This is a genomic window from Myxococcales bacterium (genome assembly GCA_016706225.1).
In the GTDB taxonomy this organism is placed as follows: domain Bacteria; phylum Myxococcota_A; class Polyangia; order Polyangiales; family Polyangiaceae; genus JADJKB01.
On sequence record JADJKB010000022.1, the window covers coordinates 458,799 to 477,499 of the forward strand.

The window sequence follows — 18,701 nt, forward strand, 5'->3', positions numbered from 1 at the left end:
CGTAATTTTGTTGGCCCGGGCTTCGGACTCGGGCGATGCCTGAGCCCCGAGAGGTGCAGCATGACCGTGCGACCTGGAGCTCCCGCCCACGCGTTCGAGATTGAGCATCACGGCTCGCCGAGAGGCGAAGCCCACGACACGCTGGGCAGTGACTGGGCACTCATCCCCTTCGAGGATGAAACGAACGAGCTCGACGAACCTCTCAGCATGGGCCTGGACTGCTTCGAGGTCGACTCGTTCTGACGTGACGGCGATTCGCCACGGCCGGCGGCCAGTATTCGTGGGAAGCTGAGCGGGTCATGCGCTTCGTCTGCGTTCTCTCCGTCGTCGCGGCGTGCGGACTCTTCCGAGTGGAGAGCGCGCAGGCGTGCTCGTGCCAGACACCTGGCAACCGTGTGCTTCTGGCCTCGTCGAGCGGGCTGTCGCCGGCCAATGGACCTTGGCTGATCGTCAATGACGAGGGTTCGACGACCCGGCTGACGGATGAGCTCGGCGTCGAGCTGCCGCTCGTCGGCGTGCGCGAGCTGCAGCAGTTCGCGCTCTGTAGCTGGTCGTTTTCGCTATTCCGGCCGGAAGAGCCTCTCGACCCCGGAGCCCGCTACACGCTGTCGACCACGCTCCCAGGCGAGCTCGTGCCAGCCCACGAGCGGCGCTTCAAGGCCACGGAGCGCGCACCTCGCCGCGTGAAACGGGACCTGGTCGTGCGCCTCGATCTGAGCGTCGCCCCGCATGACGTCTGGGGCTGTGTGCCCGTCGCCTACGAGGGCGAGCCGGCCGAGGGCTACTTCGACCTCACCGTGACGACCAACGAACCCACGCTGCTCTTCGTCGAGATGAAGATCAAGGACTCCAAGTTTGGCGACCTCTCGTTCGGAACCGCCAGCGTCGGCGAAGGCATGGCCTCCTCGCTCGCGGTGACCTACGACGCCAAGCTCGATGTCCCGAAGCTCACTTCGTCCGCGGGTTGTGCCCAGGTAATCGTGCACGACGCGCTGGATGGTCTGGTCTTCGACGAGGAGCTCTGCCCGAGCCCGGGCTCTTTCGCCGAGTCATTAAAGAGCGTGGAGGTGCCCGAGCACCTGGTTCGTGAGCCTCCATCGGCGGAAGAAGGCTGCGCCGCGAGCAACGAGCCGGCACCCCGGAGCGGCGGTGCGTTGGCTTTCGCCGGCGCGTGCGCCGTCGGCTTGCTCGTCCGGAGGCGCCGCGGAACTTTGGCGACGCGCGCTTCGGTTCGCTGAGCGTGTTTTCCGCGCTCGCCTTCGGTTCGGGCATCAGACAGCACGCGCAGCCGCGCACTCAACTCCGCTCTCCGTCGTCGGAGGCAGGCGGATGGACCGTGGCATCGCCTGCGGTGTCGCGGTGACCGCGGCGAAATCCGAGCGCCCATGGTGTTTGCGAAAGTGCTTGGCCGCGCGTCGGGCATTCTCGGCCAGGTCCTCGAGCAGCACGCGTGCAAACCCCGCCGAGAGGCCACCCTGCAGCCGGAACACCTCGGCCGAATGCACACCGTCGCGACCGCCCAGGCGATGTTCACTGCGCATCATGCCGGGTTGTTGACCCAGCCCGAGCGAGCGAGCTGCGCGGGACGCCGCGTACATTGCCGGCGCACCGGCGCACATCGCCCGTTCGCTCAGGCTCAGCTCGCCGGTCAGGCGAACGATGTCCTCGCGCAGTCTGCGCGCGCTCTCCCGCACCTTCGCGTTCGGCCCGAACGCCATCGCCGCGGCGGTCACCGGCAGCATGCCGCGCGCGTCCCGCGCCAGGCGCTCGGCGCGCTGCCTGAGCAGCGGGCTCGAGTCGTTTCGCAGGCTCTCGCAGCCGGTCAGCCAGACCCGTCCGAGCCGCAGCGGACTTGGCCCGAGCCGTTGGAAGTCCTGCTGGTAGATGTCGCGCTGAAGGTGCTCGACTTGCTCGGGACGTTCGAAGCTCGGATGTTCGAAGTGCATCGCAAAGCCGTCCCAGCGCCGCAGGTCGGGCGCCCGCTTGAACTTGGGCAGATAACGCCCCTCGCGGACCACCTGCTCGTGAAACGGCGTGCCCGGGAACGCAAAGTAGATCAGGCACTGCGTGAGCGCCGGCTCGAGCTCCATCAGCTGCTCGAACTCCGCCCAGATCTTCTCCGGCGTCTGGTACGGGAAGCCGATGATCATGCTGGTCAGCGTCGCGCACCCGACGCTCTTCAGACCTGCGTACAGGTCCGGAAAACCCTTGCCTTGTTGCTTGCGGTAGCCCGCGTCGGCGCCCTCGAAGGCGTTCCACACGAGATCGAAGCCCATCTCTGCGATCTCGCGGGGCTCGAACTGCGAGAGGCCTCGCACGCTCCCGAAGCCCATGATGCTGAACGCCTCACCGCCTTCGCGGGCGCAGTCCAGAAACTCCAGCGCGCGGCGCCGGTGCAAGAAGAAATCTTCGTCGATCACGATGAAGCTGTTCATCGACTGCCCCTCGGCCTCCGCTCGACGTTTGGTGCGGAGCAGCGCCTCGTAGAGATCGCGCCCGGTGTCGCTGAAGGGCACGTACTTCTGCTTGAAGAAGTGGGAGGTGCAGCAGAAGTCGCAGCCGTTCGAGCAGCCGAGGCCGGCCGTCACGTGGCCGACGACACTCGGGAGCTGAAACCCCAGCACCTGAACGCTGGGGATCGGAGCATGGGGATGGCGAATCGGCGCGTCGATGGGTTCGCCAAACGTGCGCCGCAAGAAGCGTACGCCCTCCTCGCGACAGATGGCGTCGGCCCAGGGCGAGAGGACCGCGTCCGGGAGCACCGTGCCATAACCGCCCAGGATGATCTTGGCGCCCGGCGCGTGCTTGCGAATCAGCGGGATCATCTCGCGCACCTTGTGGAAGGTGGCGACGACGAAGTTGATCCCCACGTGGGTGTAGCCGCCTCGTGCGAGCTCGCGCACTAGCTCGCGCCTGGATGGGTAGTGCAACGTCACGGTCGGTGTCGTGACGTTCTCCGCCAGGTAATCGATGGCCCATACCCGGATCACCTGACGCAGGCTGAAGGGCCCCTGCGCCCGGGTGACCTGAGCGTGAAAGAGCTCGGCGCCGACGCTGTCCCCTTCGCCGGGCCCCCCGAAGGGACGGATCACGCTGGTGAGCAGGAGTTTGGTCGTGGAGCCCTGTTCCATGCTCGAACGCTACGCGGGGGTCTGCCAGGCTTCGGTCACGCCGTGTAACGGTTTGGTCTGGACTTGACCGATCGCAAGTCGGGCCTGACTTGCGCTGGAGTCACACGCTCCAGGGCTCCGACTCAGTATCGCTGCTTCTGCGGCAGTCCGTCAGCGAGCTCGTAGTAGTCGCCCTTGTCAGCCACGAAGATGTGGTGAGCGAGCCGAAGCTCGCTCGGGGCATCGAGGGAGCCCATCGCGATTGCGATTCGGTGCGCGTGTTTCTCGTGGCGATCCGCGTGCCAGAACAGCGCCGAGCCGCAGCTCACGCAGAACCCGCGCCGCACGAGCTTCGACGACTCGTACCAGCGGAGCTGGTCCTCGCCCTTCGTCAGCACGAGCGACGCGAACTCGACGTTCACGGACGCCCAGTAGTGGCCGCTCCACCGCCGGCACTGCCCACAGTGGCAGGCGTCACCCTCGTCACCGTCGCGCAGCGCTTCGAACGCGACCGCACCGCACAAACACCGTCCGGAGAGCTTCGTCATCGTTCCCTGCCAGGCTCGCGGCCGCCGTCTCAGTGCGGCGCCGGTGGTCCAGAGTACGCGCGCAGCGCGCGGCCGTGAACGAGCGCACGAAGTCCGGGCGTTTGGGCAGGTCATCTCTTGCAATGCGAGCCGCCACTGTCCGTTGCGACGGGCCACGAGGCTTTACCTCACCCCCGCCTGATGGGAGTCTCGCCACGTGGACGAACAAGACCGTCAGGCTCTGGCAAACTCCGACGTGCCGCGCCATCTCGACCCTCGAGGTGATGCCGAGATCTGTCCGCCCCAGCATGCGTACAACAAGTACCCACCCTTCAGTCGCGAACGAATCATCATGGGACTGCTCGCCACGCTGGCGGTCATCGTCTGCGTCGTCGTGGTATTTCTCTGGTGATCGGGGAATTCGAAGCGCGCGAAGCGCTTCCTTCCGAGTGAAGTTCGACTCCGTCGCGAGCGCGGCACGCGCTGCTCGGTTTTCCCGGCGCGTTCGCAGCTTGGAAAGTCAGAGACCAGACACGAGCGGCCAAGACCTCGTCCGCGTCGATCAGCTGTCCCGCGTCGGCCTGGGCGATGCTGCGATCAAGCGCGGCGTGCAGCGCTGCGCGCTCCTCGTCGTTCAGCGAGTCTCCGCTCGAGTCACACAGGTACACGCTGACGGGCATTCCCTCGGCACGATGCTCAATCTCCGAATGCAACGAGGCCAGCTGATCGCAATCAACTCACCCTCCGACGACGGGCTGGGCACTCCGGGTTTCTCGAGTCTGATCCCCCTTCTCCTCATCAGCAGCAATCTCGTCGCCTGCACCAACAAGGGCGAAGACAAGGCCCGCCTCTACGCACTCGGCGAGCTCGGACACGAAGCGATCGAAGTCTTCGTGGCGAGCATGGAGCAGCAGTGAAAATCGTCTCGGCGGGCGTCTCGGCCGCCGAGGCGGGCGTGGCCCGCCGCGCCGCCCTCTGCACGGCGCGGCGTGGTCGCGCTGCTCGTCACTGCGGCCGTGTAATGGTGCGTTGGGCCTCGACGGCGGGAGCTCGGCGAGGCGCGGCTCGACTTCCACGCGGAGCGGCGCGGCACATCGATGGACCGCCCGCCGCGGGCCAACGCGCCATTACTCGGTCCGCGGCTCACCTTGCGCGCGCCAGTAAAGCTCGAGTCGTTCCATCAATTGGACATCATCAAATCCCCCAAGCGCTCTAAGCAGTCCCTGTAACCCGGGATCGTTCGCCTGGTCTTCGAACTCTTCCAGGTTCGCGCTGGGCTTCCCGCCCGGGAATAGTGCGCAGGCTTTGTTGAGCATTTCGTACGCCTCTAGCGCCCCGATTCGTTCCAGCGCCCGAAGAGTCTCTTCCCAGTGTGCGCTCGCGTAGTTGGTGAAGTAGGCACCGAGCCCGCCTCCGATGTACTCGAAGTGAAAGAAGTTCACATCGTACAGGTCACGTTCCACTTGCGAGAGCGCGTTGTACCTCGCTTCCCACTCTTCCTCGGGCGCGTTGATCACCTTCTCGTGGACGGCATTGAGCACGGCCACAAACTCCTTCGTCACAGTATCACCTCGCTATTTCTTCCCACTTTGCGCGGCGGCCTTCTTTGCAGCATCCAGAGTCTGGCGGAATGCATCGAATTGCTTCATGTACTCTTCACGCACCGAAGCTGGCGTGCCTGCAGCGTCGAAGAGGCGGTTTGCAAGACCGCGCGCCTCCTCAGCGCTGACCTTTTCCCACTTGAACTCACCACCCATCTTCTCTCGCATCTCGCTCATCCAGGTGTTCGTGGCACCCACGGTCTTGGCGTGATCCGCTTTCGACATCAGCACCCCCGGCGCCTTGTCCGCGCTGTAGGCCGATCCGTAGTGGGTCTCCATCCACTTGCTGAGCACGCCATGATGCGACTCGGCGAGCCCCTTCCGGCGGCCAAACTGGGACATTCCTCCGTGTTCGCCCACGACCCACATCACGCGCTTCTGGACGCTCTCGACTACCGTGGATGCATACTTTCCGAGGTCTTTCGGGCTGAGACGGCGTACCAGGGACGCGACGCCCTGCTCTGCAGGCTTCGCCGCACGAAACGCGACGTGCGAGCCCGTGGTGACGCCACCAATCCCGGCGACAACCGCGTCTGATGCCAGCGCTGTTGGCAAGCCCCAGTTCACGGCGGCCACAACCTTCGGCACTCTGAGCGGCGACGGCGACCTCCACGCCGCCGCGACGCGGTCTATCCAATCGGCGATAGGGGGACGGAATCGCTTCTGGCATGGCTCGCACGGGACCCAAGACCGGGGGTCATGTCTTTCAGGCGCCCCGCTCACGTACGCGTACAGGTTCAGGTCCGCCTCGTCGTCCGGCACGTGCACCGCCAACGGATCCGCACTCATCCACCGATTCAAGACCGGCGCGTAGTACCTCTTCCCGAAGTACTGGAGCCCGACCTCGACGTCCTCTTCCTTCCCTGTGAAGCTCGACTCCGTCGCGAGCGCCGACCGCGCAGCTCGGTTTTCCCGGCGCGTTCGCAGCTTAGAAAGTCAGAGACCAGAGGCGAGATCCTCGTGCAGCGACGAAAATCCCAGACGCGAGTTTCAGCCTAGCTTCGCGCTCGCCGAGACGCGAGCGCCGACGCGCACGCGCGCGGGGAGGCGGGTTTTCGGCGGCCAAAAAGGCAAGCCATCAGAGCTTCGGTGCGGTCTCGCGTCGGCCGTCCAAACGTGGAGCACGCGGATCATCTGCTTGCGCTCATCGATTTCGAAATACATGTGGCACCGCGACTTCGGCATCAGCAACCGTTTCAAGCCTGGGCGCTTCTCCGTTGGCAATGGCGTACCAGGAGTGTCGACAGAGCCGAGGAAATCGATCGCCTCGAGCAGCTCCAGCGCGAAGGTGTTGGGGAAGTCAGCGTACTTGCGCCAGCGTGCGTCGATGCGCGTGGCAGCCCGCCCGGCTCGCTTTGAGATGAAAACGTTCACGGCCTGGCCGCAAGGCGCAGCGCAAACTCGCGTGCATCTTCGAAGTCACCGCGCTCGAAATCCTCGGCGCCTTCTTCGACGGCGCGCTCGAGCTCGGCTCGTTCCTCGGCAGTCATCCGATCTGTCACCGGAAAAACGAGCAGCTCCGCTCCCTCGACAAAATCCCTCGGCTCGTCGAGCACGATCTGCCCGTTCTTCACTTGCGCCTTCAGAGCGTCCATACGGCCAAAGATAGCACCACCCCGTGCCCTCGCCGAGGCTCGCCCGGGCGCGGAGCTCGCTACGACGAGTAGCTGGTGTTCTCCAGCAGGATCACGTTCGTCCTGCTGCGGGTCTCGCCGGCGTTGGTCACGTAGACGGCGGGTTTGTCGACGATCGGGCAGACCTTCTCGCACGCGCCGCAGCCGATGCAGAGCGACGGATCGACGTGGGGACGTTGCACCTTGATGGTGGTCATCTTCGCCGCCTCGCCACCCGCCTCGTAGTGGCTCTCGCGCTTCGGTACCTCGACGTCTTCGGCCCAGATGGCCTTGGGCGAGGTCGGACAGAACTCCTCACACACGATGCACGGCGTGGCCATCGACCAGGGCAGACAACGGCCCTGGTCGTACATCGCCGTGCCGATGCTCACCGGCTTCTGGCCGATGCCCATCTTCTGTTTCTCGTCGATCTTCTGGATCGCTCCGGTCGGGCAGACCTGGCCACAGAGCACACAGCTGAACTCACAGTAGCCAATGCGCGCGATCAGGATCGGCGTCCACAACCCCTCGAGCCCCGCCTCGAAGAACGCCGGGTGCAGCGCGTTGTTGGGACAGACCTTCATGCACTCCGCACAGCGGATGCAGCGCTCGAGAAACTCGCGCTCTTCCACCGAGCCCGGCGGGCGGATCACCTTCTCGCTGTACGCTCGGTCCGGCCAGTTTGCGACGCGCATCGCCGGGATCGCCGCAGCGCCCGCCGCGGTCGTGGCCAGCATCGTGCGGCGCTGCAGATCGGGCTTCAGGATCTCGCTCTTGCGGTTGGGCAAGAACTTGAACTTGATCACGTCCTCGGGACAGGCAGTCTCACAGTTGAAACACACGAAACACTCGTCTTGCCGGTGTTTCACCCCGCCCTGCGGGCTGTCCGCACCCTGGCAGTGCACCAGGCACAGGTTGCAGTCGGTGCACTTCGAATGATCCTTCTCCATTCCGAAGATGGAGAAGCGCGACAGCACGCCCAGGAACGAACCGAGCGGACACAGCGCCCGGCACCAGAACCGCGGAATGATGCGGTTCATGAACAAGATGGCGACCAGCGCGAAAATGATGAACCAGGTCTGGTGGAAATAACCCTGGTTCGCGGTCCAGATGGTCTGCGCAAGGAAGTCCTGCGCGCCATCACTCGCGTTCTGCACCGAGCGCAGGTTGGTCGACGCCGCCACGGTCGCGCCGCGAATGCCCAGGTACTGCAGCGCGGGCACGACACCGAGGCCGATGGCGCGCACGGCCACGCAGATCGGATCGAACAGCCCGCCAACCGCGCTACCCGCGGCGGCCGCACCCAGGAAGCCGTACATCAGGTAGTACTTGCCGGATTGCCAGCCCTTGGTCTTGTTCGACTCGACCCGTTTGTTCCCCTTCAGATAACGACTCGGGAAGATCCAACCGAAGAACTGGTGCAGCGTTCCGAACGGACAGATCCAGCCGCAGAACACGCGCCCGAAGAGCAGCGTCAGCGTCAAGATCACGAGGGACCACGCCAGCCCGCGGTAGACCGTGTGGGTCGAGAGCAGCGTCATCGCCGCGACGAAGGGATCGGCCAGCAGAAACGCCTCGACCGGCAGCGGCAAGCGGATCGCTTTGTCGGATGCGGCGGCGAACGTGCCGCGGAACGCGGTCGCAAACAGGAACCACAAGAAGATCCCGAGGAACACCGCCTGCGCCACGACCCGCGCGCCAGCCAGGAACCGAATGATCTTTCGCGCGGGGATCCCCGAGCCGGGCAGCTTGCGCGGGCCAAAGCGTCTCTTGACCCACCTATTGAAGCCCGAGGGCGGTGGAACGCGCGTGGGAGTCGATGCTGAACCAGCGCTCTCGCCCCCACCGCCGGCCTTCGGCGAGGCAGCCCCGCTCGCGGAGGTGCCCGCCGCGCTCGCGTCGACCGCGCCAGCCGAAACCCCACCCGACTTGCAACCGCACCCGCCGGAGCCGCAGCCCTTCTTCGCAGCAGCCGCCGGCGGTTGAACGGCGGGCGGCGCGCGCACCGGCTCCGCGTCGAGCGGAGCGACCCGCCCCGCAGCGCCGAGCCACGGGATGGGGCTGGGTAGATCGTGGGGCGCAGCGTGGGTGTGCTCGGACACTCAGACCTCCACGCGCGGCACTTGCTCCCAGGCGACCTTTCCGAGCCCGCGCTCCTCACCCATGGCGAGGTACTTCACGTTGGCAGGTTTCTCGCCGATCAGCGTCGCGCCGTACGCATCGACCGCCACCGGATCGAGACTGGCGATGACCTGATGCATGTCCTTTGCGTCGTCGATGTTGCCACCCTGCGGCCCGTTCCGGAGCAGCACTCGCGTTGCATCGAGCACCGTGAGTGTCGGGCGCATGAACGTCGCAAGATCTGCGATCGAAACGTCGATGTTCTGGTGCAGTCGGTTACGGCGCCCACCGAGCAGGCCGTACCAGTTCTTCATAGCCCCGGTGTACTTCGACAGGTTGTGGTGCTTGGCCACCGGCACGTTGATGATCTTGTCGGCGTTGACCAGCGGTGTGTACACCGGCCAGAGGTCGAGCACGTCGCCCTTCATGCGTATCTCGCGGAAGCGGTGGGCGGCGGGCAGGATGACGGTCGCACCGACCGCGTGGGTCGCGCGCCAGATCCCCGAGCGGGTGAAGCAGCGGTTCGGCTCGTTGCACGAGGCGTCCGTGACCACCACCCGCGCAGCGCCGGCATCGAACGCCATCTTGACCAGCTCGGCGACGACCACGGGGTTGGTGTTCGCGGCGTGGACCGGCATTCGGTCCCAGCCGATGTTGGGTTTGATGGCAACGACGTCACCCCGGGAGATGAAGCGCTTCATGCCGCCGAGACCCTCGACCGCCTTGCGCGTCAGCTCGGCCGCGTCCCGGGAGCTCTTGGCGATGGCCATCACGGCCGCGTCCCCCACGGCCTTCACGCCGAAGTCACGGACCTGCCGCTCACTCTCGGACCGGGAGAGGTCCAATCCGCCGCGGTCGTAGGCGAGTTTGGCCACGAGGGCCGAGCCGCCGATCAGCCCGCTGGCCACGCCGAGACGCGAAAGCGCTTCTCGACGGGATATTTCGGCCATGGCCCGTTGGATATGGGACAGATCTCACGTAACGTCAAATTTGCAGGCAGAGAACCTAACCTGACGTAACTGTAGGATTTTGTTTCGACTCGGGCGAGCGGAGCCCGCCGGAGGGCGGCTGGGACCCCAGAAAGCCGGTTCCAGTTCTGATTGCTTGAACACCGGGACCCGGGGCGCTAGGGTCCGCGCCCCCGCCATGAAAGACGGCATCCACCCCCAGTACAACGTCATCACCGTGGCCTGCGCCTGCGGGAACACTTTCCAGACCCGCTCGACGGCGAAGGAAATGCCCGTCGATGTCTGCGCGGCCTGTCACCCGTTCTACACGGGCAAACAGCGCCTCATGGACACCCAGGGCCGCGTCGATCGTTTCCGGAAGCGTTACGCCCAGAAGACGGCGTGAGCGGTTCTCACCGGAAAAAAGATTTGAGCTCGGGGGCAGCAGTTCCCAGAGCTGACGCTATATTCAGCGGGCTACCATGAACCAGCCCCCGGTCGTCTCCACCGACGGAGTCGCGCGCCCCTACATTGGAGGGCAAGCCTTGATCGAAGGCGTGATGATGCGCTCGCCGCACTCGTACGCGGCGGTCGTACGTCGACGTGGTGGCGCGCTGATGGTGCGCGAAGAGGAGATGGTCGATCCGCGCGTGGGAGCCAAGGCCTGGCCGCTGGTGCGAGGGATCACGACGCTGGTCGAGGCCCTGAAGCTCGGCAGTCGCTGCCTCAGGTTCAGTGCGGAGGTCTACGAGCAAGATCTGGAGGCCGAAGAAAAGGCCGGCGGCGCCAGACCCAAGAGTGGTGGGCCGAGCACGCTCGCGGCGCTCTCCCTCTCGATCATCGCGCTGGTCACCGCGGATCCAGAGTCGCCCCCGCCCACTTCGGGCAAGGACGGTGGCGCCGGCAAATCGCTGTTCACGCTGCTCACCGTCCTGTTTGCGATCGGCTTGTTCGTGGCGTTGCCGCAGGCCTTCGCCGAGGGAACCAGCCGTGTGTTCAAGCTCGGCCTCGACGTGCGCGATCCGCGCTTCCAGGTCATCACCGGCGCGGCCAAGCTCTTGATCGTCGTCGGCTACATGCTGGCAATCCGGCGCATGCCCGAGATCTACCGGGTGTTTCAGTATCACGGCGCTGAACACAAGGCGATCCACGCCTACGAGGCGGGTCAGGAGCTCGTCGTCGCCAACGCACGCAGCAAGACCACGCTGCACCCGCGCTGCGGAACGACATTCCTGGTCATGGTCGCGATGGTCTCGATCCTGGTGTTCACCGCCATCGGGCCGCTCTTGCCGCAGCTCGGCCTCGGCAAGCTTGGCGACAACCTGCTCTTCTTCTTGATGAAGCTGCCGTTCTTGCCCTTCATCGCCGCCATCACCTTCGAGATCCAGCGAGCCCTCGCGCGCTGGGGCAAAGGGCCGTTGGCGCTCTTGCTCTACCCCGGCTTCCTGGTGCAGAAGATCACCACCATCGAACCGGATGACTCACAGCTCGAGGTGGCGTTGGCCGCGCTCCGCAGCGCACTCGTGCGGGAGCAGGGCAGAGCGACCGCGCAGGGTGACTCGACCTTCGATGGTTTCGAAGCGCTGAACGAAGCGCGCCCGGCAGCCTGACGTGCTCCCGGTCGAGAAGCTCGAGGCGGTCCGGCGGCGGAGCGAGGAGCTCGAACAGCTGCTGTGTGAACCGGCGACCATCGCCGATCCGTCCCGACTGCTGTCCCTTGGCCGTGAGCGCTCTCAGATCCAGGCCGTGGTCGTGGCGTTCGACGAGTGGCGCGACCTGACTCGTCGGGTAGAGGAAGACCGCGAGATGCTCGATGACCCGGAGCTCGGCGCGCTCGCGCAGGACGAGCTGCCGAGGCTCGAAGCGCGCTTGGTCGAGCTGGAGAAGCAGCTCCAGCTCCTGCTCTTGCCCCAGGATCCAAACGACGACAAGAACACGATCCTCGAGATCCGCGGCGGAACGGGCGGCGAAGAAGCGGCCCTCTTCGCCGGCGATCTGCTGCGCATGTACACACGCTTTGCCGAGCAGAAGGGCTGGAAGGTCGAGCTGATGTCGACCAGCGAGGCCGCTGCAGGCGGCATCAAGGAAGCCATCGCGCTGGTCACGGGCAACCGCGTGTACTCGAGCCTCAAATTCGAGGGCGGAGTACACAGGGTTCAACGTGTCCCGGTGACCGAGGCGCAGGGTCGCATCCACACCTCGACGGCCACCGTCGCGGTCTTGCCCGAAGCGGAGGACGTCGACGTGAACATCGACGACAAGGATCTGCGCTTCGACATCGCGGCCTCCGGAGGCCCCGGCGGGCAAGGGGTGAACACCACGAACAGCGCGGTGCAGATCACCCATTTGCCCACCGGCATGATCGTCAAATGCCAGGACGAGCGCAGCCAGCTGAAGAACAAGAGCAAAGCGCTCAAGATCCTGCGCAGTCGTCTGCTCGACATCGAACAGCAGAAGCAGTCCGAGGCCCAGCGCGACGAGCGGCGCGGCATGGTCAAGAGCGGCGACCGGTCGGAGAAGATCCGCACCTACAACTTTCCGCAGAATCGCCTCACCGATCACCGCATTGGGCTCACGTTGTACCAGCTCGATCGGGTGATGGAAGGGGACCTGTCGGAGCTGATCGACGCGCTGGTTTCATTTCACCAGGCAGCAGAGCTCGAGCGGCAAGGGCTTCGCTGAGTCGCCGTCGGCGAAGTCAAGTGTTAGCGCCGATGAGCGTGAACCACGCTGCGGCGACGCGCACCAACCTTGATGCTCGACCTGCGGCGCGTTCGCGGCGAACATGGGGCAGTGAGCCAGGCGCAGCAGGAGCCCGATCGCCCAAGTCGGCGTCCGATCGACGACGACGGGCTGTTCTGCGCCTTGGTCCTCGTGCCGCCGAGCTTCAGCCGCAACCGTTTCTTCCGGCTGTTCGAGGAGCCGGGCGCGCGCAAGGTGCGGCGGAAGGCGGCGCGCGTGCGGGGCCTCGTCCGTCAGCTCTTGGGCCGCGGTCGCCAGAAGAGTGAGCTCATCGGCGAGGCAGTGCTCGATGACGGGCAGGTGTTGCTCCGCTTCCGCGTCGATGGCCTGTCGTACGATCGAACCGCGGCGCTGACCGCGCTCGAGGCGGCGACCCTGCGGTATGCGCTTCACCGCGCCGACTCGTCGCCGCTCGAGGACGGCGATCGGGTCCTGGTCGAGCAGGCGTTGAGCCGACTTGGTGGTTTCGAGCTGCTGTCCGCTCAGGGCTGATTCACGCGGGTGATGACCCGCTGCCACGCGGCTCGTTCGGCCGGATCTGCGCTCGGGTTTCGGTCGCCGATGAACGTGAGCTCACGCGCAGGCGCAGAGCCCTGTCGGTGCACGCTCAGCGTTGCATGTTCGATGCGGCCAACGGCCTCACCCGCGCCGGTGAACAGGGCGGCAAGGTCGGGGCCAACCGCACGACGCGGCGCCGGACGCACCACCAACCGGCGGCCGTTGCCGAGCTCGGCCGAGAAACCCGCGAGGGGCTGGGCAACCGGATCGCTCCAGCGATCACGCAGACCCGGCATGCCGGCGGCGACGAACGCTGCAATCTTCAGCTGTCCGGGCTCGCTCTCGAGGCCGAGTGTGAGCCCGCGCTGGGTCAGCTGTCGTTCGGCTTCGGCGAGCGACGTCTGCCCGTCGAAGGTTGCGAGCAGCGACGCCTGATCGATGTGCCCGGGCAGGAAGGGCTCGGCCGCAGCGACCTCGTGGATCGGCACGTCGGCTCGCGGCGTGAGGTTGCCGGGGTTCAAGATGCCGTGGGGATCCAGCGCTTGCATCATGCGACGCACCACCTCGACCCCGTATCCCAGCTCTTCACCCAGACGCGGCGCCTTGCTGCGCCCCACGCCGTGATGGTGGCTGAGAGTGCCTCCCGCCGCGATGGCGGCGCCAAGCGCCGAGCGCCAGGCGGCGTCGTACTTTTCGATCGCCGCCTCGTCGCTGTCGGCGGAGCCGGAGAACGTGAAGTAGATGCTGCAGCCGTCAGGATAGGCGTGGGAGAGATGCGCCATGACGAGCACGTGTTCACCCAGTGCTTCGCGCACGCCGTCGTACAACGCAGCGAGCTTGGACCACGGCGCGGCGACCTCCATCGTGTCGCTGAACGCACCCAGGCGAAACACCGGCGCCTGGCGGTAGCTGACGCTGTAACGATGCGCGAACCACTTGCGCGCCGGGCCCTCCCCCAGCGCCCGTGCACCGAGCTCCCGCGCGATGCGAGCTGCGCGTTCACAATCGGCGTGAGCGGGATCCGAGAGCCCCTCGAACACCAGGACCATGGTCGCGCCGCCGAGCAAGTTGCCTTCGGCAGCCTGGATCACCGCGTTGAGGGCGCGCGGTACCTTCAGGATCGTACGCGCAAGCTTCGCAACCCGAGTGCTGGTGGTCCCCGGCCCTCGGCGGCGGCGACCCGAGCGCACCGAGCCGGACTTCATGATGGCCGAGTCGATGGGGTCGTAGAGGCGCGAGACCGCCGGGCGCAGCCCCGCCTGGTACATGACCCGGAGTGCCTCCCACCCGGACTCGGTGTCGGCGAAGGAAAACGCGGCGTACGCCCGGGCAATCGGCGCAGGATGCAGTCGGAGTTTCGCCCGCGTGATGATGGCCATGGTGCCTTCGCTGCCGATGATGGCCGGGACGAGGCTCGGGCCGTCGAAGCGCCGGCGCAGCGTGACGGCCTCACCGGTGCCGAGCACACAGTCGAGCGACACGACCATGTCCTCGATCTTGCCGTAGAGCCCCGAGCACTGACCGGCGCCGCGCGCCGCGACCCAACCGCCGACGGTCGAGCACAGAATGCTCGACGGGAAATGCCCGATGGTGAAGCCGGCGCGCTGGATGTCCTCTTCCAGCGTGATGCCCATGGCGCCCGCTCCGACATCGAGCAGCGGTGCGGTCGAATCGATGGAGTAGTCCCGGATCTTCTTCAGATCGACGACGATGGTGCGCTCATTCGGATCCACGCCGCCGCACACACCGCTGCCGGCGCCGAAGGGCACGAGACAGTGGCCTTCTTCGCGCGCGATGCGCGTGAGGGTGATCACCTCGTCGGTGTTCCGCGGCCAGACCACCGCCCGAGGCTGGTGCAGATCCGGGCGCCCTGCGCGAACGTCGAGCAACCGGCGGGGCCAGAGGTCGCGGGCATAGGCCAGACGATCGGGGCTCGTCTCGCTGACGGTGACGCCCGGCAGCGCGCTCTCGAGGGCACGGATGACGCTCACACCGAGCTTGTAACCCGCGTGCGCCAGGGCGTATACCTTTCGCTCCGTGTCGCTGCGCGCCAAACACGCCTTCTTCATCAGCGTCCTCGCCGGCTTGTCGGCCTCCATCTGCGGGTCGGGCTGCGGTGGTGGCACAGCGAGCCCGGCGAAGAGCGCCGGCCAGAAGAACGGCCAGAAATCCAGCGGCGAAACCGGCGAGGGCGGCGAGCAGTCCGGCAGCGAGACCGAGGCAGCCAGCTCTCCGTGTCAGGACGGCAGCTGCTTCGAGTGCGGAAAAGGGCTGTGCCCCAAGGGTTTTTACTGCGACGAAAAAGCGGGCGGCGGCCCGGCTTGTGCGTGGCTGCCGGAGTGCGCTGCCAGCGCGACGTGTGCGTGCGTGAAACAGGTGCTGGGCAGCGCCTGCAGCTGCGCCGAAAAGAGCGTCGGCGTCAGCGTCACGTGTGAGTGAGACCGGGTCTCACTCCCGCAAAAAGCTCACGGGCGCTGTGCGAGGATCAGGATCCTCGGGGAGCTTGCGCCGAAGAACACCCCCGGCGTGGATGGATGCCCACTGGCTTCGGTCACCCGGAAGCCGGCGTCGTGCAGGATCTTGCCGAGCTCGTGCAGCGAGTATAGCCGAATGCTGTAACCACACTCTGCGGTGCGACCGTCGTCCAAGATCAGGGAGCGTTTCACCTTCAGACGACTGGTGATGAAGTCCACCGCCATATCGTCCATGCAAACGCACGCTTCGCCTTCGAACCAGGTCTGCGCCGGTTGGTTGGCGACGACGAAGTCGCGATTGGCGACGTCGAGCAGGAACATTCCCCCCGGCCTGAGGGCACGGAAGATGCGGGACGCCACCGCGGCGTTCTTCTCTTCCTCGAAATATCCGAAGCTCGTGTTCCAGCAGTAGATGCCGTCGAACATCTCTTCGAACGCCATCTCGCGCATGTCGCCCTGAAGCAGGTTCAGCTTCTGGCCGACCTCCTGCGCACAGTCCGCTGCGACGGCGAGCTGGTAGAGCGACAGATCGTAACCGACCACGCCATATCCTCGCTGCGCGAGCTCGACCGCGTGCTGACCCCCGCCGCACGCAAGGTCGAGCAGTACGCCACCCTTGGCGACACCCAGCGACTCTTCGATGAAGTCTGCCTCGCGGACGATCTGCGGAGTCTTGAGCTTGGCGTTGGCTCGCGCGAAGTCCTCGCCGAACAGCTCCTCCCACCAGGCCTTGCGCTGCTTGCTGCGCTGCGCTTCCTTGGCTTCGGCAACGGAGGGCGGCTTCGGCGGATCACGGCGCGGCGGCGGTGGCGGCGGTTTCTCCTCCTCGATGACCACCGCGATCTCGGGCTCGCTCTCGCGCTCTACCGGGATCTCGACGTCCGCCAGCTGCTCGGCCGCGGCGGCGTCGGAGCGCTCGTCGGCGGGGAACGAAATGTCACCGTCCTCTTCTCCGTCGGAATCCGGGGCAATGTCGTCGTCGGAGAGCTCGTCGGCAGTCGAGACGTCCACACGCTGGACCGGAACGGAGTCCCGACGGGGCCGCGTCGTGGGCGGTTCGACCGTTGGCACCACCTCGACGGGAGTCACCGGTGACGCTTCCGTGCTCGCACTCGGCGGCGGCGGCGGCACGGCGGCCGCACTTGGTGGAGTCGGCGGCGCGGCGGCAGCGCTTGGTGGAGTCTGGGGCGCGACTGCAGCGCTCGGCGCTGCGGCCGGAGCGGGCGCCGGCGCCGGCGCCGGAGCGTCCGCGGGCGCGACCGACGCGGGATCCGCGGGCAGAGCGGGCACTCTAGCGCGTTCAGCGTGTTTGACGCTGATCATGCGCATTGGTTTCAGCGAGGTCGGCGGGGACTCGATCGGTTCATCCGGAGCGTCGACCACGAGCGGTGGGGGCGGATAAGAGGTCGCTGCACTCTCGCCGTCACCCGACAGATCCGGGGGTGCATTCCAAGGTTGTGTGGGCGGCTCGGACTCGTTGCGGCGCGCAGTCGCGGTTGCAGTCGGCGGTTCGGCGCGCGGAGGTTGTGAGACCGGACGCGGAGGTTGTGAGATGGGTCGCGGCGGCTGGCTCACCGGTCGCGGCGGCTGGGATACGGGGCGCGGCGGCGCGGACGGTGTACGCAGCGGCGCGGTCTCGGGCATGCGCGTCGTGGCTTCTTCGAGATCCTCTTCCGCAAACTCGCCAGGCGCGGGCAACCGACGCAGGGTGTCTTCGTGCTCACTCGGCGACTCGGAGCGCTCGATACGCGTCGTCTTTTCGTCGAGCCCCAGATCCGGAATGGACGGCGCCCGCGGTGCGCGCAGGGCCTCCGCTGACGGTTCGCCGTCTCCGCTCTCTTCGGCGGGCGCGGGCATGCTGGCGCGGGCGACCGGCGTCGCCGGGTTCGTTGCCATGCGCTTGCGCGGTGGAGGTGCCGGTCTCTCCGGCTCGGGTTCAATCAGCTCGACGCTCGGCGCCGGCTCACTCTCGGGAGCTCCGCCCGGCAGCTCGACGTCGATGTCCACATCGAGCTCGGAGTCCGCCTGGGCGCGCGGAACTTCCCGCGCGGAGAGCGGCGGCGGAGGCAACTCCGACGGCAGAGCAGGGATCGGCGCCACCTCGGGATCCGAGGAGATGTCCGGAATGTCCGGCGGCGCTTCGTCGTCCAGCTCGTCGCTCATGCCGGTTTCAGCAAGGATTCTCCGTACCGGATGGGTCCGACGGAACGGGCCAAGGTGATGCCAGGCTCTACCAGCAGCACTGCGGTGGAGCCCAAGTGGAATGTGCCGAGCTCGTCCCCGCGTTTCACCGAGCTTGGCGGGTCGAGCAAGTGATCACCGGCGGGGACGGCTGGTGCATCGAGGGCCTGGACGCTGATCCTACCGACGATCACCGCACCAACCATGATGACGTAGACGCGGCCCAGTCCGGCGGTGTCGATGGCGATCGCAACGCGATTGTTGCGCACGAACAATCGCGGAAAGTGGCGCTCTCCGATCTTGTTCACGGGATAAAGATCGCCGGGGATCCCGCGCACCAGCCGCAGCTCACCCTCGACCGGTGAGTGAACCCGGTGGTAGTCCCGAGGTGACAGGTAGACGACCGCAAAACCGCCGCCAGCGAAGCGCGTGGCGTCCTTCGAATCACCGACCAGCTCGGCCACGTCGTAAGGCCTACCCTTGACGAAGACTCGACATCCGCTGTCGATGGGGCCGGTAGCCTCGATGACACCATCCGCAGGGCTCACGACGACGTCGTCGCTGATGCGGCGCGCCCCGGGCTTGAGGTTGCGGGTGAAGAACTCGTCGAAGTTCCGGTAGGCCCCCGCCTTCGGCGCAGCCTCACCCATGTTCACTCGATACACGCTCGAATAGACCCGCTCGATGGCGCGGGACATCGGGGGCGCGAGTGGCTTTTCGCACAATCTGCCTACAGCCCGGCTGATCCGCACTCGCGGAAGCACTTTCAGGAGCTGCGCTGCGGCGTAGGTAGCTGCACTCACCGGTGGTCCTCAATCGAGCACGCGGTAGACCGGGTTGGCGGAAGAGCCATCTGATTTCGCACAGATGGACGGCCGATGCTAGGC

19 protein-coding genes and 1 pseudogene are annotated in these 18,701 nt (G+C 66.3%); 9 read left to right on the forward strand and 11 right to left on the reverse strand.

The genetic code is table 11. The annotated features are described in order from the left end of the window. Positions 1 to 60 precede the first annotated feature (60 nt). Both IPI67_33085 and IPI67_33090 read left to right on the forward strand, forming a co-directional pair. Complete coding sequence (locus tag IPI67_33085) at positions 61 to 243, forward strand: hypothetical protein (protein ID MBK7585013.1); 183 nt, start codon at positions 61 to 63, stop codon at positions 241 to 243. Positions 244 to 299: 56 nt separating this feature from the next. Further along, positions 300 to 1,238, forward strand: coding sequence for a hypothetical protein (locus IPI67_33090; protein MBK7585014.1), 939 nt, complete (start codon positions 300 to 302; stop codon positions 1,236 to 1,238). Between the two features lie 33 nt (positions 1,239 to 1,271). On the opposite strand, the gene IPI67_33095 is transcribed toward IPI67_33090, so the two are convergent. Further along, positions 1,272 to 3,131: a hypothetical protein gene (locus tag IPI67_33095; GenBank protein ID MBK7585015.1), complete on the reverse strand. Its 1,860-nt coding sequence runs from the start codon at positions 3,129 to 3,131 to the stop codon at positions 1,272 to 1,274. Positions 3,132 to 3,253: 122 nt separating this feature from the next. Continuing rightward, positions 3,254 to 3,658, reverse strand: a complete 405-nt coding sequence (locus IPI67_33100) for a GFA family protein (protein ID MBK7585016.1) — start codon at positions 3,656 to 3,658, stop codon at positions 3,254 to 3,256. Positions 3,659 to 3,854: 196 nt separating this feature from the next. Here IPI67_33100 and IPI67_33105 point away from each other — a divergent pair, with 196 nt between their 5' ends. Further along, positions 3,855 to 4,049, forward strand: coding sequence for a hypothetical protein (locus IPI67_33105; protein ID MBK7585017.1), 195 nt, complete (start codon positions 3,855 to 3,857; stop codon positions 4,047 to 4,049). A 295-nt stretch (positions 4,050 to 4,344) separates the two neighbouring features. Next, positions 4,345 to 4,554 carry a hypothetical protein gene (locus IPI67_33110; GenBank protein ID MBK7585018.1) on the forward strand — a complete coding sequence of 70 codons (210 nt, stop codon included), beginning with the start codon at positions 4,345 to 4,347 and terminating at the stop codon, positions 4,552 to 4,554. Between the two features lie 210 nt (positions 4,555 to 4,764). Here IPI67_33110 and IPI67_33115 read toward each other — a convergent pair whose 3' ends face one another. From IPI67_33115 to IPI67_33140, 6 genes and pseudogenes are all read right to left on the reverse strand, one after another. Beyond that, positions 4,765 to 5,199, reverse strand: coding sequence for a DUF4375 domain-containing protein (locus tag IPI67_33115; GenBank protein ID MBK7585019.1), 435 nt, complete (start codon positions 5,197 to 5,199; stop codon positions 4,765 to 4,767). A gap of 12 nt (positions 5,200 to 5,211) precedes the next feature. Continuing rightward, complete coding sequence (locus tag IPI67_33120; protein ID MBK7585020.1) at positions 5,212 to 5,805, reverse strand: hypothetical protein; 594 nt, start codon at positions 5,803 to 5,805, stop codon at positions 5,212 to 5,214. A 141-nt stretch (positions 5,806 to 5,946) separates the two neighbouring features. After that, positions 5,947 to 6,165, reverse strand: a pseudogene (locus IPI67_33125) (hypothetical protein). 443 nt (positions 6,166 to 6,608) lie between these two features. Next, complete coding sequence (locus IPI67_33130) at positions 6,609 to 6,833, reverse strand: hypothetical protein (protein MBK7585021.1); 225 nt, start codon at positions 6,831 to 6,833, stop codon at positions 6,609 to 6,611. A 59-nt stretch (positions 6,834 to 6,892) separates the two neighbouring features. Then, entirely contained in the window at positions 6,893 to 8,857 is a 1,965-nt protein-coding gene (locus tag IPI67_33135) for a 4Fe-4S binding protein (protein ID MBK7585022.1), read from the reverse strand. 96 nt (positions 8,858 to 8,953) lie between these two features. Continuing rightward, the gene (locus IPI67_33140) at positions 8,954 to 9,922 is read right to left on the reverse strand and encodes a DUF362 domain-containing protein (GenBank protein MBK7585023.1); all 969 of its coding nucleotides are present in this window, start codon (positions 9,920 to 9,922) and stop codon (positions 8,954 to 8,956) included. A gap of 196 nt (positions 9,923 to 10,118) precedes the next feature. Here IPI67_33140 and rpmE point away from each other — a divergent pair, with 196 nt between their 5' ends. The 4 genes from rpmE (at position 10,119) to IPI67_33160 (ending at position 13,153) form a co-directional block, all read left to right on the forward strand. Next, on the forward strand, positions 10,119 to 10,325 hold the full coding sequence (rpmE, locus tag IPI67_33145; GenBank protein ID MBK7585024.1) for a 50S ribosomal protein L31: 207 nt from the start codon (positions 10,119 to 10,121) through the stop codon (positions 10,323 to 10,325). 154 nt (positions 10,326 to 10,479) lie between these two features. Further along, positions 10,480 to 11,529, forward strand: a complete 1,050-nt coding sequence (locus IPI67_33150) for a DUF1385 domain-containing protein (protein ID MBK7585025.1) — start codon at positions 10,480 to 10,482, stop codon at positions 11,527 to 11,529. 1 nt (position 11,530) lies between these two features. Next, on the forward strand, positions 11,531 to 12,601 hold the full coding sequence (prfA, locus tag IPI67_33155) for a peptide chain release factor 1 (GenBank protein ID MBK7585026.1): 1,071 nt from the start codon (positions 11,531 to 11,533) through the stop codon (positions 12,599 to 12,601). A gap of 111 nt (positions 12,602 to 12,712) precedes the next feature. Beyond that, a complete protein-coding gene (locus IPI67_33160) occupies positions 12,713 to 13,153 on the forward strand; it encodes a hypothetical protein (GenBank protein MBK7585027.1) in 441 nt (146 codons plus the stop codon). Here the strand turns inward: IPI67_33160 and IPI67_33165 are convergent. Beyond that, the gene (locus tag IPI67_33165) at positions 13,144 to 15,150 is read right to left on the reverse strand and encodes an FAD-binding oxidoreductase (protein MBK7585028.1); all 2,007 of its coding nucleotides are present in this window, start codon (positions 15,148 to 15,150) and stop codon (positions 13,144 to 13,146) included. The two genes, IPI67_33160 and IPI67_33165, sit on opposite strands and share 10 nt — an antisense overlap. A gap of 46 nt (positions 15,151 to 15,196) precedes the next feature. Between IPI67_33165 and IPI67_33170 the strand changes: the two genes are divergently transcribed. Next, positions 15,197 to 15,598, forward strand: a complete 402-nt coding sequence (locus tag IPI67_33170; GenBank protein ID MBK7585029.1) for a hypothetical protein — start codon at positions 15,197 to 15,199, stop codon at positions 15,596 to 15,598. A gap of 26 nt (positions 15,599 to 15,624) precedes the next feature. Here IPI67_33170 and IPI67_33175 read toward each other — a convergent pair whose 3' ends face one another. Then, positions 15,625 to 16,764, reverse strand: a complete 1,140-nt coding sequence (locus IPI67_33175) for a class I SAM-dependent methyltransferase (GenBank protein MBK7585030.1) — start codon at positions 16,762 to 16,764, stop codon at positions 15,625 to 15,627. Positions 16,765 to 17,792: 1,028 nt separating this feature from the next. Next, entirely contained in the window at positions 17,793 to 18,617 is an 825-nt protein-coding gene (gene psd, locus IPI67_33180) for a phosphatidylserine decarboxylase (protein ID MBK7585031.1), read from the reverse strand. Positions 18,618 to 18,701: the final 84 nt, after the last annotated feature.

Coding starts and splice junctions, on each gene's coding strand:
- IPI67_33085 (MBK7585013.1), top strand. CDS start 61: ATGACCGTGCGACCTGGAGCTCCCGCCCACGCGTTCGAGATTGAGCAT.
- IPI67_33090 (MBK7585014.1), top strand. CDS start 300: ATGCGCTTCGTCTGCGTTCTCTCCGTCGTCGCGGCGTGCGGACTCTTC.
- IPI67_33095 (MBK7585015.1), bottom strand. CDS start 3,131: ATGGAACAGGGCTCCACGACCAAACTCCTGCTCACCAGCGTGATCCGT.
- IPI67_33100 (MBK7585016.1), bottom strand. CDS start 3,658: ATGACGAAGCTCTCCGGACGGTGTTTGTGCGGTGCGGTCGCGTTCGAA.
- IPI67_33110 (MBK7585018.1), top strand. CDS start 4,345: ATGCAACGAGGCCAGCTGATCGCAATCAACTCACCCTCCGACGACGGG.
- IPI67_33130 (MBK7585021.1), bottom strand. CDS start 6,833: ATGGACGCTCTGAAGGCGCAAGTGAAGAACGGGCAGATCGTGCTCGAC.
- IPI67_33140 (MBK7585023.1), bottom strand. CDS start 9,922: ATGGCCGAAATATCCCGTCGAGAAGCGCTTTCGCGTCTCGGCGTGGCC.
- rpmE (MBK7585024.1), top strand. CDS start 10,119: ATGAAAGACGGCATCCACCCCCAGTACAACGTCATCACCGTGGCCTGC.
- IPI67_33150 (MBK7585025.1), top strand. CDS start 10,480: ATGATGCGCTCGCCGCACTCGTACGCGGCGGTCGTACGTCGACGTGGT.